13 protein-coding genes are annotated in these 14,571 nt (G+C 73.7%); 2 read left to right on the top strand and 11 right to left on the bottom strand.

The genetic code is table 11. The features are described 5' to 3' along the window. Positions 1-15: 15 nt before the first annotated feature. The 6 genes from Srubr_RS17850 to Srubr_RS17825 all read right to left on the bottom strand — a co-directional run bounded on the left by Srubr_RS17850 (position 16) and on the right by Srubr_RS17825 (position 5,781). A complete protein-coding gene (locus tag Srubr_RS17850) occupies positions 16-1,329 on the bottom strand; it encodes an MFS transporter (RefSeq protein WP_189989647.1) in 1,314 nt (437 codons plus the stop codon). Positions 1,330-1,596: 267 nt separating this feature from the next. Continuing rightward, positions 1,597-2,550, bottom strand: coding sequence for a catechol 2,3-dioxygenase (locus tag Srubr_RS17845; RefSeq protein ID WP_189989646.1), 954 nt, complete (start codon positions 2,548-2,550; stop codon positions 1,597-1,599). Next, positions 2,547-3,629: a 4-oxalomesaconate tautomerase gene (locus Srubr_RS17840; RefSeq protein ID WP_189989645.1), complete on the bottom strand. Its 1,083-nt coding sequence runs from the start codon at positions 3,627-3,629 to the stop codon at positions 2,547-2,549. The genes Srubr_RS17845 and Srubr_RS17840 overlap by 4 nt, the downstream gene beginning before the upstream one ends. Next, a complete protein-coding gene (locus Srubr_RS17835; RefSeq protein WP_189989644.1) occupies positions 3,626-4,321 on the bottom strand; it encodes a 4-carboxy-4-hydroxy-2-oxoadipate aldolase/oxaloacetate decarboxylase in 696 nt (231 codons plus the stop codon). Before Srubr_RS17835 ends, Srubr_RS17840 begins: the two co-directional genes overlap by 4 nt. After that, the gene (locus tag Srubr_RS17830) at positions 4,321-5,079 is read right to left on the bottom strand and encodes a PIG-L deacetylase family protein (RefSeq protein WP_189989643.1); all 759 of its coding nucleotides are present in this window, start codon (positions 5,077-5,079) and stop codon (positions 4,321-4,323) included. Before Srubr_RS17830 ends, Srubr_RS17835 begins: the two co-directional genes overlap by 1 nt. A gap of 48 nt (positions 5,080-5,127) precedes the next feature. Then, the gene (locus Srubr_RS17825; protein WP_189989642.1) at positions 5,128-5,781 is read right to left on the bottom strand and encodes a GntR family transcriptional regulator; all 654 of its coding nucleotides are present in this window, start codon (positions 5,779-5,781) and stop codon (positions 5,128-5,130) included. 113 nt (positions 5,782-5,894) lie between these two features. On the opposite strand from Srubr_RS17825, the gene Srubr_RS17820 reads away from it, so the two are divergent. Then, positions 5,895-6,497 (top strand): hypothetical protein, encoded by a 603-nt coding sequence (locus Srubr_RS17820; protein ID WP_189989641.1) that lies wholly within the window; start codon positions 5,895-5,897, stop codon positions 6,495-6,497. A gap of 548 nt (positions 6,498-7,045) precedes the next feature. On the opposite strand, the gene Srubr_RS17815 is transcribed toward Srubr_RS17820, so the two are convergent. Next, positions 7,046-8,101, bottom strand: coding sequence for a YncE family protein (locus tag Srubr_RS17815; protein WP_189989640.1), 1,056 nt, complete (start codon positions 8,099-8,101; stop codon positions 7,046-7,048). A 225-nt stretch (positions 8,102-8,326) separates the two neighbouring features. On the opposite strand from Srubr_RS17815, the gene fes reads away from it, so the two are divergent. Further along, positions 8,327-9,595 (top strand): enterochelin esterase, encoded by a 1,269-nt coding sequence (gene fes / locus Srubr_RS17810; protein WP_189989848.1) that lies wholly within the window; start codon positions 8,327-8,329, stop codon positions 9,593-9,595. Here the strand turns inward: fes and Srubr_RS17805 are convergent. Genes Srubr_RS17805 through Srubr_RS17790 form a run of 4 tightly spaced genes read right to left on the bottom strand, consistent with a single transcriptional unit; the run spans position 9,522 to position 14,570 of the window. Further along, positions 9,522-10,280, bottom strand: a complete 759-nt coding sequence (locus Srubr_RS17805) for a 4'-phosphopantetheinyl transferase family protein (protein WP_189989639.1) — start codon at positions 10,278-10,280, stop codon at positions 9,522-9,524. The two genes, fes and Srubr_RS17805, sit on opposite strands and share 74 nt — an antisense overlap. Beyond that, a complete protein-coding gene (locus Srubr_RS17800; RefSeq protein WP_189989638.1) occupies positions 10,277-10,471 on the bottom strand; it encodes an MbtH family NRPS accessory protein in 195 nt (64 codons plus the stop codon). The genes Srubr_RS17805 and Srubr_RS17800 overlap by 4 nt, the downstream gene beginning before the upstream one ends. Next, positions 10,468-14,346 (bottom strand): non-ribosomal peptide synthetase, encoded by a 3,879-nt coding sequence (locus Srubr_RS17795; RefSeq protein WP_189989637.1) that lies wholly within the window; start codon positions 14,344-14,346, stop codon positions 10,468-10,470. Before Srubr_RS17795 ends, Srubr_RS17800 begins: the two co-directional genes overlap by 4 nt. After that, on the bottom strand, positions 14,343-14,570 hold the full coding sequence (locus Srubr_RS17790; protein WP_189989636.1) for a phosphopantetheine-binding protein: 228 nt from the start codon (positions 14,568-14,570) through the stop codon (positions 14,343-14,345). Before Srubr_RS17790 ends, Srubr_RS17795 begins: the two co-directional genes overlap by 4 nt. Position 14,571: the final 1 nt, after the last annotated feature.

Raw genomic sequence — 14,571 nt, 5'->3', positions numbered from 1 at the left:
TCCGGCTGTTCGCGGTCAGGCCCGCGCGGCCGTGCGTGTCTTGATGGTGAGGGCGGCCAGCGTCATCATGAGGGCGCCGAAGAGGGCGGCGCCGGCGTACATCGTGAAACCGATGTCGGCGTTGCCGGCCTCGACCAGGGCGCCGCCGATCCACGGGCCGAAGATGGCGCCGAAGCGGCCCATGCCGGAGACCCAGCCGAGGGCGGTGGGACGGTCCTCGTCGTTGTGGTGGGTGCCGACCGTCGCGTAGACCATGGTCTGGCCGGAGAAGAGCAGCAGTCCGGCGCAGAAGACCACCGCGTACAGGACGCCGACCGACATCTGGACGCCCATGAGGTGGACGAAGACCGCGGTCAGGACGAACCAGGCGATGACGACCTTGCGCGGGCCGATCCGGTCGGCGGTGCGGCCGGCGATGAGCATGCCGCAGATGCCGCCGACGTTCAGGAACGTCGAGAACAGCAACGAGTCACCGGTGTCGTGACCGAGGTCGACCATGATCTTCGGCAGCCACTGGCCGACTCCGTAGACCAGGAGCAGCCCCGCGAAGGAGGTCAGCCAGAAGCACACGGTGGTGGACCACTGGCCGCGCCGGAAGAGATTCTTCAGCGCGTCCAGCTTGTCCGCGCCGTTCGTCTTCGGCTCGGCCAGTTCGGTGCCGTAGTCGGCGGCGAGCAGCTCGGCGTCGGCGCGGCGGCCGCGGGTGAGCAGGTTGGTCGGCGACTCGGGCAGCAGCTTGAAGGCGACCGGGAGCAGGATGAGGGCGGGGGTCGCGGAGGCGATGAAGGCCGTTCGCCAGCCGTGGTCGTCGACCAGCCAGAGCGCGATCAGCGGGGCCAGGGCGCCGCCGGTCTGGTGGGCGGTCATGATGACGCCGGTGGCCAGGGCGCGGCGGCCGCGGCTGGTGAATTCCATGCCGTACGAGATCGCGATCGGCAGCAGTGCGCCGAGGCCGAAGCCGCACACGAAACGGTAGATCCCGAACTGGCCGGAGGACTGGGACCAGCCGGTGCCCAGCGTGGCGAGGGTGAAGATCGCGACGCTGACGAAGACGGTGACGCGGCGACCGATCCAGTTCGAGGCCATGCCGGACAGGATCGTGCCGAGCAGCATGCCGAAGTTGGCGTAGCTGCCGATGGTGCCCGCGGTGTCGGGGGTGAGGCCGAGGTCGTGGCCGCCGAGCATCTTCGGGAGGACGGAGCCGTAGATGAACGTGTCGATGCCGTCGAGGAGGACGAGTCCCCAGCACAGGGCGATGACGGCGGTGCGGCTGCGGCGGGCCGCCGGCCCGGTCGCCTGGGCGAGCGGGGAGGTGGCGGAGGAGGACATCGTTGTTTCCTCTCGTGCGGGACGTCGTGGCGGGACCCCGGTTTCTGGCCGCGAGGGCGGTGAGGGCGGTGAGGACGGGGAGGGCGGGGAGGGCGGGGGAGCGTGCCCCTGAGCTGTGGTCTCCGCGTGCGGGGAGCCTCGGGCCGCTGTGGCGTAGACGTTAAGAAGCCCATCACCATGACGTCAACGCTTTTGTTGACGATTTAGGCAACGATTCGGCCCCGGGGTACGTGCGGCCGTCCCCGGGGCCGGTGAGCGCGGGTCGGATCAGGGCCGCACGGGGGGCGTGCCGTGCGTGTGGAAGGACTCGATGGTCTTCAGGCCCCATGCCTGGCCCTTCCCGCGCTCCTCCTCGGTCCACGTGATCAGTGGCCAGTCGGGGGCGAGGACGAGGCGGGTGAGCGGGTTGCACAGTTCGACGCGGTTGCCGCCGGGTTCGTAGACGTAGAGGAAGAACGTCTGCTGGATGGCGTGCTTGTGCGGTCCCGTCTCGATGAAGACGCCGGTGTCGATGGCGAGGTCGGCGGCGCGCAGGATGTCCTCGCGGGTGTCGGTGGCGAAGGCGATGTGGTGCAGGCGGCCCGCGCTGCCGGTCCAGTCGGAGGTGTAGACGACGTCGTACGACTTGTCGGTGTACGTCAGCCAGCGTGCCGCGATCTTCCCGGAGTCGAGCCGGATCTGCTCGGTGGGGCGGGCGCCGAGGACCTGTTCCTGGAACTCGGCGTTGGCGAGGACGTCGGCGGCGAGGAAGTTGACGTGGTCCAGGCGGCGTACGCCGACGCCGCGGTTGGGCTTGGCCTGTGGCTGGTTCTTGAGGGACGGCTTGAGCGCGTCGGGGGCCTGGTAGTACTCGCTCTCCCAGTACAGGGCGTGTTCGTGGCCGTCCGGGTCGGTGGTGACGTAGAGCTTGCCCAGTCCGGGTTCGTCCTCGGCCCAGTGGCCGGCGCCGCCCGCCGCCTCGATGGCCCGCACCCGCCGCCGGAGCGCCTCCTCGCTGGAGGTGCGCAGGGCGAGGCGGCCGAGGCCGGGCCGGTCGCGGGCGGTGAGGACGAGGCTGTGGTGCTCGTAGTCGTCGAAGGTCCGCAGGTAGACGGTGTCGCCGTCCTGTCCGTTGACGGTCAGGCCCAGGAAGTCGGTGAAGAAGGCGACGGAGGCGTCCAGATCCGGGGTGAACAGCTGGGCGTGGCCGATGTGGGCGATGTCGCCGAGGGGCGGGGTCATGAGCGACCTCCTGTGCGGGGTACGGGGAAGACGGTGCCGTCGAAGATCTTGCGGGCGGTGCGGACGACGGCGGTGCGACGGGCTCTCGGGCCGCCGTCGGGAGCGCGTTCGATGCTGCTGTCGATGTCGGTGCATCCGCTGGGATGCTCGATGCGGAGCCGGTCGCCGTCCTCGGGGAGGGCCGCGATGCCGTGCGCGACGCTTCCCTCGATCCGCAGCCCGGCCGCCACGCCGGCGGCGCCGAGGACGCCGATGGAGGTGTGGACGCGGGCCGGGACGAAGGTGCGGGTGGTGACGGCGCCGCCGTGGCGGGGCGGCGAGAGGAGGGTGAGCTTGGGGACGGTGGTGGCGGTGACGTCGCCGAGCCCCATCAGCCGTCCGGCCGCCAGCCGGATGTCGTGGAGCCGGGCGGTGAGTTCCTGGTTCGCCTCCAGCTCCTCCGGGTCCTCGTGACCGGTGACGTCGAGGGCCTCGGCCGGGATCAGGACGGTCGGCATGCCGTTGTCGACGCACGTGACCTCGACGCCCGCGACGGTGTCACGCGCGTTGCCGGTGGGCAGCAACTTTCCTTTGCCCGGCGGGAATTCGATGACCACGGCGGCGGCACTCCCGGGCACCCCGGAGATTTCCGTGTCGCCGCGGTAGTCGACGCGGCCGTCCGGAGTCGGGAACGTCGCCGTGGCGAGGTCGCCGGTGTTCACCATGCGGATGCGCACGGATGTCACGTCGTTCCCCGCTCGTACGAGGCCGCGCTCGACGGCGAACGGGCCCACCCCGGCGAGCAGGTTGCCGCAGTTCTGACGGTCCGACACCTCCGCCTTGTCCACGGCGACCTGGAGGAAGAGGTAGTCCACGTCGGCCTCGGGGCCGGCCGACGGGGCCACCACGGCGACCTTGCTCGTGAGCGGGTGGGCGCCACCGAGGCCGTCGATCTGGCGCGGGTCCGGGCTGCCCATGACCCGCAGCAACAGCCCGTCGCGGACGGCCGGTTCGGCGGGCAGGTCACCGGCCAGGAAGTAGGCGCCCTTGGAGGTGCCGCCGCGCATCAGCATGCAGCGGACCTCCGTGGGGCCGGTCATGACCCGTCCTCCTCGTACGGCCGGTAGGTCACCCCGAGCCGTTCGAGTGTCTCGCGCAACCCGTAGCGGTCCAGGCCGAGTTGACCCTCCAGGAAGGCGGCGCGGGCCCCGGCCTCCTTCCGCTCGCGGGCCTCGGACGCCTCGGCGGTGGCGCGGGCGCGCTCACGCGGGACGACCACCACGCCGTCGTCGTCGGCGACGATCACGTCACCGGGGCGGATCACCTGGCCGCCGATCGCGATGGGTACGTTCACGCTGCCGCCGGTCGCCTTGACGGTGCCCTGCGGGCTGACGGCGGCGGACCAGGCGGGGAAGCCCATCGCGCGCAGCTCGGCGGTGTCGCGGATGCCGGTGTTCATCACGACGCCACGCACTCCGCGACGGGCGAGGGCGGTGGCGAACAACTCCCCGAACAGGCCGTCCGCGCAGGGCGAGGTGGTGGTGACGACGAGGATGTCACCCGCGCCGCACTGCTCGACCGCCGCGTGGATCATGAGGTTGTCGCCGGGCCAGCACAGCACCGTGACGGCGGTGCCCGCGACACGGACGCCCTGCTGGACCGGGCGCAGATGAGTGCCGAGGAAGCCGGTGCGGCCCATGGCCTCGCCGACGGTGGCCGTGCCGTGGCCGGCGAGCGCCTCGACGTCCTCCGGGTCGGCCTTGGGCGGGTTGGTGACGATCACGCCGGGCATCAGGCGAGCTCCTTCGCGATCTGCGGATAGGGCCGCATGTACGCCTCGGCCATGGTCTTGTGCGCCAGGCCCAGGTTGGGTCCGGCGTTCCGCTTGAGCTGCACCCCTCGGCGTACGGCGAGATCGGTGTAGTAGTCCCACAGGTGCCGTTGTGCGCCCAGGCACTCCATGGCCTTGCGCTTGGTGTCCCAGACCTCGGTGATGTCGAGGAGGACCTCGGGCCTGAAGCCGCTCATCTCGGGTTGGTGCGGCTCGAAGTAGAAGACGGGCGGGGCGCCGATGATCTCGCCCTCGCCGGGGTAGCCGATGGCCTGGGCGAGGACCCGGGCCTCCAGGGCCATGCGGTTGGCGGCCGGGTGGTCGCCGTTGTACGGGTCCTGGACCGGATGCGTGAGCACGATGTCCGGCTGCGTCTCCCGGTAGACGGAGACGAGCCGGTCGGTCAGTTCGGTGGTGGCGATCAGCGGGTAGTCGCCGGCGTCGAAGAAGCGGACCTCGGCGCCGAGCGTCGCGGCGGCGCGCTCGGCCTCGTCACGGCGGATCGCCTTGATCTCGTCGAGCTTCTTCCCTTCCCGCCACGCCTTCGCCGACTCGCCGCGCTCGCCGAAGGTCAGGCACGCGATGGTGACCTGCTCGCCGCGGGAGGCGGCCAGGGCGATGGCGCCGCCCGCCCGCCACACGAAGTCACCGGCGTGTGCGGTGACGACGAGGGTCGACCGGGGCGGGGTGGTGGCGGGTGCGCCGTTGCCGTGGGTCATGCTGCATCTCCTTGGTGACAGGTGCGGCACCCGCCCCAGGAGCGCGTTTCAGTCGGCGCGCAGGGCGTCGATCACGCTGCTGAGGTGGGCGCGAACGGCCGTCTCGGCCGCTTGCGGATCCCTGGCCCTGATCGCTTCGATCACGGCCAGGTGCTCACTCAGGGACTGCTGTGGACGGCCCGGCCGCAGCGCCAACTGGAAGCGATGGCGCACCAGTTGCGCGTTGAGCCGCTCCAGGAGACCGACGGCCGTGTGCTGGCCGGAGATGTCCCGGATCAGGGCGTGGAGGTCGTGGTTGAGCTCGGAGTAGGTGACCGGGTCGCCGTCGGCGACCGCCTTGGCCATGGCCTCGCCCAGGCCGGTCAGCTCGTCGAGTTGCGCGTCGTCGGCCTCGGTCGCCGCCTTGGCCGCGCACAGCCCTTCGAGCACCATCCGGCACTCCGTGATCTCCACTGCCTCCTCGACCGTGACCACCCGCACCCGCGAACCGCGGTTGCGGATCCGCTCGACCAGCCCCTCGGAGGTCAGCTCCAGCAGTGCGGCACGCATGCTGGCACGCGTGACGCCGTACGTCTCGGCGAGTTCGTTCTCAACCAGCCGCTGGGCCGGCGCCATCTCGCCCCGCAGGATCGCCTTCCTGAGCCGCTCCAGCGCGTACTGCTTGGCCTGCTCTCCGGAGCCTGGACGGGCTTCCTTCGGCATCTGCCCTCCCTGAGTGAGTGCCTGTCGACGCTAAATCTAGGCGAACAGAATTGTCAACGATTCTGTTCTCACTTCTCAGGAGGTGAACGACGGCCGCGGACGGCCGCGCTGGGTTGGACGCGCGGGCCCCGGTGCGGCGCTTCCTGCTCGACCGGACCACGGCCCCGTGGCACTCGGTGGAACACCAGCGGGAGGCCGGGCACCTGGTGACGGACAGGGGTACGGCCCGCTGGCTCACGCCGGCCCGACCGCGGTCGACGCGCGGCACCGTGGGGGCGGTGCACACCCCGCTGCCCGGGGACCGGGTGGAGGCGAGCCGTTCCGTGGCGGACCCGGCCGTGCTGCGTGAGCGCTACACGGCCGTCAACAGCGCCGACGAGCCGCTCGCCGTCACCGGCCTCGGCGTCCGGACACCCGTCGCCGACCGGTACCGCGACGCCCGCGCCTCGCTCGAAGGGGCCGTGCACGCCCACCTGTTCACCGGAGGCACGTGGGCGTGGGCACTGGCCCAGCCGATGTCGGGCGAGGGGCGCTGCCTCGGCCTGATCGTGCGGGAGGGGGCGGTGCGGGCCAACTCGGTGGAGCCCCGCAACCAGGCGTCGCATTCCCGTGTCCGCGGCCACCTGGCCCTCCACGTCACCGATCACGCCCGCAACCCGGACGCGTTCGGCGGGCAACCGGTGCGCGTCTGGCGCCCGGGGAATCCACCTCGGTGACACGGGAGTTGGGCTGGTACGAGTCCGTCGGGGACTTCGTCGCGGCCACCCGGCCGCCGGCCGTGTTCTCCGCGGACGCGGCCGAGACCAAAAACCCCGATCGTCGTCAAGGCGGCGTCGGTCACCAGCCGCGACGCGGAGGTGCAGGTGGAGCGGGAGGCGGACGGCCGGTACCGGGTCGGGTCGTCCGCGTGCGGCCCCCGCACCCTGGAGATCGGTGACGGCGCCCGCACCGAGGTCCTCTTCCACCTGCCCCTGGAGAAGGCCGTCCGGCGCCGCGTGGCCTGCATCGTCCGCCACCAGCGGGCGGTGGAGCGTCCCGGTCTGCTCGCCCACGCCTTCGTGCCCCGCCTTCGTCATGCCCTCCGCCGTCGACGGACGCGCCGCGTACGTCGCCGATCCCCTCGTCGGCGACCAGGACCGGCACCTGGTCCTGTGGCCGCGCCGTCACGGCGTCTGAGGGGCGCCGCCCACCCGGTTCTCGTGCGCCCGGCACGCGCCGCCGCCTGCCGTGGCGGTGCGTGCCGGGCGCCGGTGCCGGGGGAGCGTCAGCGGGCGAGGCGGATCTCGGTGAGGGTGTCCGCGGCCGCGCCGGCGCCCGACTTGTCGACCACGTAGGCGGTGCCGTCGGCGATCTCCACGTGGTTCGGGTTGGCGCCGGTGGCCACGGTCTCCTCGACGACGCCCTTCCTGACGTCGACGCGGGTGACGTTGGCGGCGGTGCGGTTGACGACCAGGACGTCGCCGGAGCGCTCGTCGGCGGCGACCGACAGGGCACCCGCGCCGGTCGCCACCGACTTGGTGACGACGCCCTTCCTGAGGTCGATCACGGACACGGTGCCCGAGGTCTGGTCGGCGGTGTAGGCGGTCTTGCCGTTCTTCGACAGGGAGACGGAGATCGCGCCGTCCCCGGCCGGGATGAAGACCGGGGTCGTGGAGCCGCGCTTCACCGCGATGAGCCGGTCGTTGGTCATGTCGGCGGCGTAGACCGTGCCGGTCTTCTCGTTGACGGCCAGGCCGGCCGGGCCGGAGCCGTCGACGGTGACGCGCTGCTTCTCCTTGAAGGTCTTGCTGTCGAAGGCGACGAGGCTGCCGTCGCCGAAGGCGCTCGCCCAGACGGTGTCGTGCCGCTCGTCCACGACGATCTCGCGGGCGTGGCCGACGTTCGGCAGGGTGGCGAGGTGCTTGCCGGTGCGCTGGCTGTAGACGGACACCGTGTTGTTGCGGGTGTTGGTCGTCCAGACGGTGTTGTGCTCGTCGTCCACGGCGACGCCGTAGACGGCCTCGACCGCACCGGTGGCGGCGTCGGTGACCGGCGGGGTGATGTCCGACTTCACGGTGAGGGTCCTGGGGTCGACCTTCAGCAGGTGGGACTCGGTGACCGGCGGGCGGCCGACGGCGGCGGTGACCCACAGCACGTGGTTCCGCTCGGAGTAGGCCGACTGGTACAGGCCCTTGGTGAGCTTGGCCGTGCTGACGGACGAGCCGCCGGTGTGCGCGGAGGCGGTGCCCGTCAGGGTCAGGACGCAGCCGGCGGCGACCGCCACGGAGACGGCCGAGGCGATCGCGGTACGGCGGTGGGTGCGGGTGCCGATGTGGGACATGGTGGGAGTACTCCCTTGTCGTGTGGGTGTCGTGCGGGGTGCGGAACTGTTCGGGACAGGTGGTTCGAAAGGAGGTTTCACGCGCCGTGCGCGGGCCGCGCGGTACGGCGGCGTCGCGTCCGGAGAGGAGGAAGGCACGTCGAAGGCGGCGAACGGCCGGCCTGCGAAGCGGCGTGCGATCAAGTAAGGTAAGCCTAACCTAATTTGAAGATCGTGAGCAGTCAAATGGATTCCGCGCACACCGTTTTCACCGCCCCGCCCCGGGCCACGGCGAACCGCCCGCCCCGCCTGCCCCGGCCGCACCCCGTACCGCGGCTCACCGAGCCGGTCCGCGCGCTGCCCGGACCGGACGGCACGGAAGAGTTCTGGAGGGAAGTGCGGCGCCTCGGCACGCCGCTGGTGGGGCCCGATCCGCAGGGCGACCCCGAGCACCGGGCGGTGACGTTCCTGTGGCGCGGCACCCCGGCCACCCGGGCCGTCGAGGTGCTGCCCAACAAGCTGGGCGACCCCCGCGACCCCGCGGGCAACCTGATGACACACCTGCCGGGCACGGACGTATGGCACTGGACCCTGCGGCTCAGGCACGACTGGCGCGGTACGTACGACTTCCACGTCGACGAAGGGGACGTGGAAGCCGCGGACACGGACGGCTACTGGCGCCGTCTGCGGTCCCGGCCCCGCCCCGACCCGTTCAACGACCGCTTTTTGCCGCGCCGCTGGGGCGGCGGGCGGGTGTCGTACGCCGAACTCCCCGCCGCCCCCGACGCGGGCGACTGGCGGCCCCGGCCGGACATCGCGCACGGCACCCTCACCGAGCACCGGATGCCGTGCGCCCGGCCGGGCGGAAACCGGCGGGTCTGGCTGTACGCGCCGGCCGGCGAGGCCCCGGCCGGCGGGCTCCCGGTGCTGGTGCTGCTGGACGGCGAGCACTGGGGACCCCGGCTCGGCCTCGCGCACCTGCTGGACAACCTCATCGCCGACGGACGCCTCCCGCCCCTGGCCGCCGTACTGCCGGAAGCCGTCGACGAAGCCACCCGCTGGACGGAGCTGAGCTGCCGCCCCGACTACGTCGCCCACCTCGCGGACGAACTGCTGCCGTGGGCGGCCGGGCACCTGCCCGTCACCGCCGACCCGGCGCGCACCGTCGTCGCCGGGCAGAGCCTGGGCGGGCTCACCGCCGCCTACGCGGCCGTGGCCGCCCCGCACCGCTTCGGCAACGCGCTCGTCCAGTCGGGCTCCTTCTGGTGGCCCGTCGGGGAGGACGCCGAGTGGCTCACCCGGGCGCTCGCCGCCGCGCCCCGGCTGCCGGTGCGGTTCCGGCTCTCCTTCGGCGAGCAGGAGTGGGTGGCGCTGCCCGCCGCCCGACGGCTGCGCGACACCCTGCGGGAACGGGGGTACCACGACTCCTCCTACCGGGAGTTCAACGGCGGTCACGACTACCTGTGCTGGCGCACCGAGCTGGCCGACGGCCTCGTGGCGCTCCTGGGCCGCTGACCCGGCTCTCCTCGCGCACCGCGCAGGCGGCGGCCCAGCCGGGCGGCACCACGACATCGGTGACACGCCAGCCGGGCACCGCGGCGGGCCGGGGCCCGGTGCCGAGGTACCGCCCGCGCAGGGCCTCGCCGGAAAGGCCCTCGCCCGTCGCCTTCAGCCACGCCTCCTTGCGGGTCCAGCAGCGCGCGAAGGCGCCGGGGCGGGCCCCCGGCGCCAGCCGCGCCAGCTCTTCCCGTTCGGCGCGGTGCAGGGCCCGGGCGGCGTCCTCGGCCGGGCCCGGTCCGGGCACCCGCTCGACGTCGACGCCGACCGGCCGCCCGGCCAGGGCCAGCAGGGCGAGGCCGGCGGTGTGCGAGAGGGAGAAGTGCAGGCGGTCACCGGCCGGTCCGGCGACGGCGGGACGGCCGTGCGGCCCGCCGCAGCCGGGGCACGGCAGCCGGGTCAGCGCCACCCCGGCGGGCGGCAGGCCCAGCCGGCCGCCCAGCAGGCGGCGCAGCGTGCCGTGGGCGGCCACGTACAGCGCCCGGTCGGCGGGCCGCCGCAGCGCCGCCGCCCGCCGGCGCTCGACCGGGTCGAGGACGCCCAGGAGGGCGGCGTCCGGCGGTGCGTCCGGGGCGGGGACGCGCACCAGCCACAGGGACGCGTCCCGCCGCGCGGCCGACCGCACCGCCGTCACCGCGCTCATCCCCGGCCCGTCTCCGCCACGCGCAGGCACGCCGCGTGCGGGGCCGGGCCGAACCGGGCCGTCCAGCCGGCCGGCACCGCACACCAGGCCGGCCACAGGGACCGCAGCCCGTCCGCGTTCTCCAGCACCAGATGGCTGTCCGCGCCCTCGTCGCACGGGGCGTCGAAGGGTCCGGCGGTGTCGGCGCTCATGCGTCCAGCTCCTTCAGCCGGGCGGCCAGCACCGCCGCGATGTCGTCGAGGTACCGGTCCCGCATCAACTGCGGGTGGGTGCACGGCAGATCGAGGTTGACGATCCGCCCGGTCACGTACGGCCGCCACGCCTCCCGGGTCAGCCAGTCCTCCGCGCGGGGCGCGGCGGCGGTGAAGAACAGCACGTCGCCGTCGTAGACGCGGTGGTCGTGCTCGCGCATCATCCGGGCGTGGTTGGGGACGATGTCGACGATCCGGGACAGGGTGCGGTCGGTGAGCCCGGCCAGCGGGCTGCCGGCCGCGCGCAGCGTGGCGAGCACGTCCTCGCGGGTGCGCTCGGTGGTGCGGTCGAAGCCCGCCATGCGCAGCACCGCGGTGAGCGCGTCGCCCTCCTCGGGCGCGGGCCGCTCCCGCCACTGCTCGGACGGGAACGCGTCGAGCAGCGCGAGGAGTTCGACCCGCTCCCCGGCCTCCTGGAGCAGCACGGCGACGGTGTGCGCGAGGACACCGCCGACCGACCAGCCGACCAGGCGGTACGGGCCGTACGGCTGGATCTCACGGATGCGCGCCGCGTAGTCCTCGGCCTCCTCCTGGAGCGTGCGCGGCAGTTCCTCGTCGCCCGCCAGACCGCGGGCCTGCAGGCCGTACACCGGCCGGCCGGGGCCGAGCCGCGCGGTCAGTCCCGCGTAGCACCAGGCCAGGCCGCCCGCCGGATGGATACCGAACAGCGGGGTGCCCCCGCCCTCGGCGCGCAGCGGCAGGACCACGCCCAGGGCGTCGTCCGAGGCCGGGGCGGCGGCGTCCAGCCGGGCGGCCAGCGCGGCGGGCGTCGGCGCCTCGAACAGCGACCCGAGGGTCAGCTCGCAGCCGAACTCCTCCCGGACGCGGCCGACCAGGCGCACGGCGAGCAGCGAGGTGCCGCCCAGGTCGAAGAACGCGTCGTCGGGGCCGACGCCCGCCGCGCCCAGCACCTCCGCGAACAGCCCGGTCAGCGCCTCCTCGCGGGCCGAGGCGAACGGCCGCGCCCCCGCCCCGCCGGCGAAGACCGGGGCGGGCAGTTCCCTGCGGTCCAGCTTGCCGTTGGGCGTGAGCGGGAAGGCGTCCAGCGCCACCACGGCCGCCGGCACCATGTGCTCGGGCAGCTCCCGGGCCAGCGCCGCCCGGACCTCCGCCGGGTCCGCGCCGCCCGTCACATACGCCACGAGCCGGTCCTCGCGGACCAGCGCGCACGCCGCGTCCACGCCCGGCAGGGCCGCCAGCGCCGCCTCGATCTCGCCCGGTTCGATGCGCTGACCGCGCAGCTTGACCTGGTGGTCGGTGCGGCCCAGGTACTCGACCTCGCCGTCGGCCGTCCAGCGGGCCAGGTCACCGGTGCGGTACATCCGGCCGCCCGCCGGGCCGAACGGGTCCGCGACGAACCGGGTCGCGTTCAGCTCGGGCCGCCCCAGATAGCCGTCGGCGAGCTGGACGCCCGCCAGGTACAGCTCGCCCGGCACTCCGGGCGGGCAGGGCTGGAGAGCGGCGTCCAGGACGTACAGGCGGGTGTTCCACACCGGCCGGCCGATCGGCACCGCACCGGAGTGGGCCGGATCGCACGCGTGGTACGTGACGTCCACCGCGGCCTCGGTCGGCCCGTACAGGTTGTGCAGCGCCACGTCCGGCAGGGCGCGGGCGAAGGCGTGCGCGGCCTGGCGGGGCAGCGCCTCGCCGCTGCAGAACACCCGGCGCAACGTGCCCGCGCACCCCGCGGCCTCCGGCGCGCCCAGGAACACCTGGAGCATCGACGGCACGAAGTGGCAGGTGGTGACGGCGTGTTCGCGGATCAGCCGGGCCAGGTACACCGGGTCCTTGTGCCCGCCGGGCTCGGCGACCACCAGCGTCGCGCCCTCGCGCAGCGGCCAGAAGAACTCCCACACCGACACGTCGAACGACGACGGCGTCTTCTGCAGCACCCGGTCGGCCGGCGTCAGCCCATACTCGGCCTGCATCCAGCGCAGCCGGTTGTCGATGGCCCGGTGCGGCACGACGACGCCCTTGGGGCGGCCGGTGGAACCGGAGGTGTAGATGACGTACGCCGGGTGGGCCGGGGTGAGCGCGCGGCCCGGGTCGGTCCGCGCGTACCCGGAGGTGTCCAGCCCGTCCAGCACGACCACGTCGGTGCCGGCGCCCTCGGGGAGCCGGCCGGCGCGGTCGGCGAGCGCGCACACGGGCGCGGCGTCGGCGAGCATGTACGCCAGCCGCTGCGCCGGGTAGTCCGGGTCCAGCGGCAGGTAGGCGGCGCCCGCCTTCAGCACCGCCAGCAGCGACACGACCAGCTCCGCCGAGCGCGGTACGCAGACGGCGACGACCGTGCCGGGCCGGGCGCCGCGGGCCTTCAGGTGCCGGGCCAGCCGGTTGGCGCGCGTGTTCAGCTCGGCGTAGGTCAGCGCGGTGTCCCGGAAGACCACCGCGGTGGCGTCCGGGGTGCGGGCGGCCCGCGCCTCGATGGGGCCGATCAGGGTGGTCGGCGGCAGCGCCCGCTCGGTGCGGTTGAACTCCTGGACCACCAGGTCCCGTTCGGCCGGGGTGGCGATCGGGTGGACCGCGAGCGGGGCCCGCGGGTCGGTGCCGGTGAGCCGGTCCACCAGGTGCAGGAACCGCTCCTGGTGCGCGGCGAGATCGGCGTCCTCGTACAGCGCCGGGTTGCCGTCGTGGTCGATGCGCAGGCCCCGGCCGTCGGCCCGGTCGTAGATGTTCACCGTCAGGTCGTCCACCGGGCCCGCGGACAGGTTCCGGGCCCGAGCGGGGGCGCCCGCGAAGTCCACGCCGTAGTCGAACGGCATGACGTTGACGAGCGGACCGACCAGGGCGCGGCTCTCACCGAGCAGGCCCAGGTCGCGGCGGATGTCCTCGTAGCGGTAGCGCTGGTGGCGGCGGACCTCGCGGATGCCGAGCACCACCTGCCGCACCAGTTCCGCGAACGCCGTCTCCGGAGTGACGCGCAGCCGCAGCGGCAGCACGTTCATCACCATGCCGGGCACGCGCAGCGCCACCGACCCCATGCGGCCCATCATCGGCAGGCCCAGCACCACGTCGGTGCGGGCCGTGGCGCGGGCGGTGTACAGCGCCTGCGCGGCGATCAGCACGTCCGGCCACGTCGCGCGGAGCCGGCCCGCCAGGTCCTTCAGCCGCTCGGTGGCCTCGGGGGAGAGGTGCGCCGTACGGCGCAGGAACGTCCGGGAGGGCAGCGCGCCGCGCCCGGCCGGCCGGGGCGCCTCCGGGCGGTCCGCGAACGCCTGAGACCAGTGCGCGCGGTCCGCCGCGAAGGCCGGCGAGGACCGGTAGGCGGCGTCGTCCTCGACGAGCGAGGCCAGCGTGCCGAAGGACCTCGGGGCGGGCTCCTCGCCGCGCGCCAGCGCCGTGTAGACCTCGGCGGTGCGGCGCACCAGCAGCGAGTAGCCGTAGCCGTCCATGACGAGGTGGTGGATGCGCTGGTACCACAGCCACCGGTCCTCGCCGACCCGGAACAGGGCGTGCCGGAACAGCGGTCCGGCCGCCAGGTCGAACGGCTCGGCCAGGTCGGCGCGCATCCACGCCTCCGCCTCGGCGGGGGTGGCCGGCTCCCGTACGGTCAGCGGCGGTTCGACGTCCGCCGCGATGTGCTGCCGGGGCCCGTCCGGGGTGTCCTCGATCCGCACCCGCAGCGCCTCGGCCTCGGCGGTCACCCGGCGCAGCGCCTCGGTGAACAGCGCGGTGTCCAGCGGCCCGTCGATCTGAAGGCACTCGGCGGTGTTCTGCGCGGGGCTGAGCGGATCGAGGGCCTGCGCGAACCACATGCCCGACTGGGCGGCCGTCAGCGGCAGCGCCGACGGGGCCGGTGCCACGGCGGCGGTCATGCCGCCCCCAGCAGCCGGGCCCACGCCTCGATGGCGGGCCGCTCGGCGAGGTCCGCGAAATCGGCGGTCACGGCGTGCTCGTGGCGCCACCGCTCCAGCAGCGCCATGACGCGGACCGAGTCCAGGCCGTAGTCGACCAGGTTCTGGTCGACGGGTATGTCCGCCGGGTCCTCACCGAGGCAGTCGGCGACATCGGTACGGATCTGTTCGACGGTGAGCGCCATG

Origin of the sequence: Streptomyces rubradiris (genome assembly GCF_016860525.1) — a bacterium.
GTDB classification, from domain to species: Bacteria; Actinomycetota; Actinomycetes; order Streptomycetales; family Streptomycetaceae; genus Streptomyces; species Streptomyces rubradiris.
Note: the sequence above shows the minus strand (reverse complement) of the source record. Positions and strands in the feature narration are given on the sequence as shown.

Bases quoted from the DNA above. Each gene is read 5' to 3' on its own strand.
- Srubr_RS17850 (WP_189989647.1), bottom strand. From the start codon at position 1,329: ATGTCCTCCTCCGCCACCTCCCCGCTCGCCCAGGCGACCGGGCCGGCG.
- Srubr_RS17845 (WP_189989646.1), bottom strand. From the start codon at position 2,550: ATGACCCCGCCCCTCGGCGACATCGCCCACATCGGCCACGCCCAGCTG.
- Srubr_RS17840 (WP_189989645.1), bottom strand. From the start codon at position 3,629: ATGACCGGCCCCACGGAGGTCCGCTGCATGCTGATGCGCGGCGGCACC.
- Srubr_RS17835 (WP_189989644.1), bottom strand. From the start codon at position 4,321: ATGCCCGGCGTGATCGTCACCAACCCGCCCAAGGCCGACCCGGAGGAC.
- Srubr_RS17830 (WP_189989643.1), bottom strand. From the start codon at position 5,079: ATGACCCACGGCAACGGCGCACCCGCCACCACCCCGCCCCGGTCGACC.
- Srubr_RS17825 (WP_189989642.1), bottom strand. From the start codon at position 5,781: ATGCCGAAGGAAGCCCGTCCAGGCTCCGGAGAGCAGGCCAAGCAGTAC.
- Srubr_RS17815 (WP_189989640.1), bottom strand. From the start codon at position 8,101: ATGTCCCACATCGGCACCCGCACCCACCGCCGTACCGCGATCGCCTCG.
- fes (WP_189989848.1), top strand. From the start codon at position 8,327: ATGGATTCCGCGCACACCGTTTTCACCGCCCCGCCCCGGGCCACGGCG.
- Srubr_RS17805 (WP_189989639.1), bottom strand. From the start codon at position 10,280: ATGAGCGCGGTGACGGCGGTGCGGTCGGCCGCGCGGCGGGACGCGTCC.
- Srubr_RS17800 (WP_189989638.1), bottom strand. From the start codon at position 10,471: ATGAGCGCCGACACCGCCGGACCCTTCGACGCCCCGTGCGACGAGGGC.
- Srubr_RS17795 (WP_189989637.1), bottom strand. From the start codon at position 14,346: ATGACCGCCGCCGTGGCACCGGCCCCGTCGGCGCTGCCGCTGACGGCC.
- Srubr_RS17790 (WP_189989636.1), bottom strand. From the start codon at position 14,570: ATGGCGCTCACCGTCGAACAGATCCGTACCGATGTCGCCGACTGCCTC.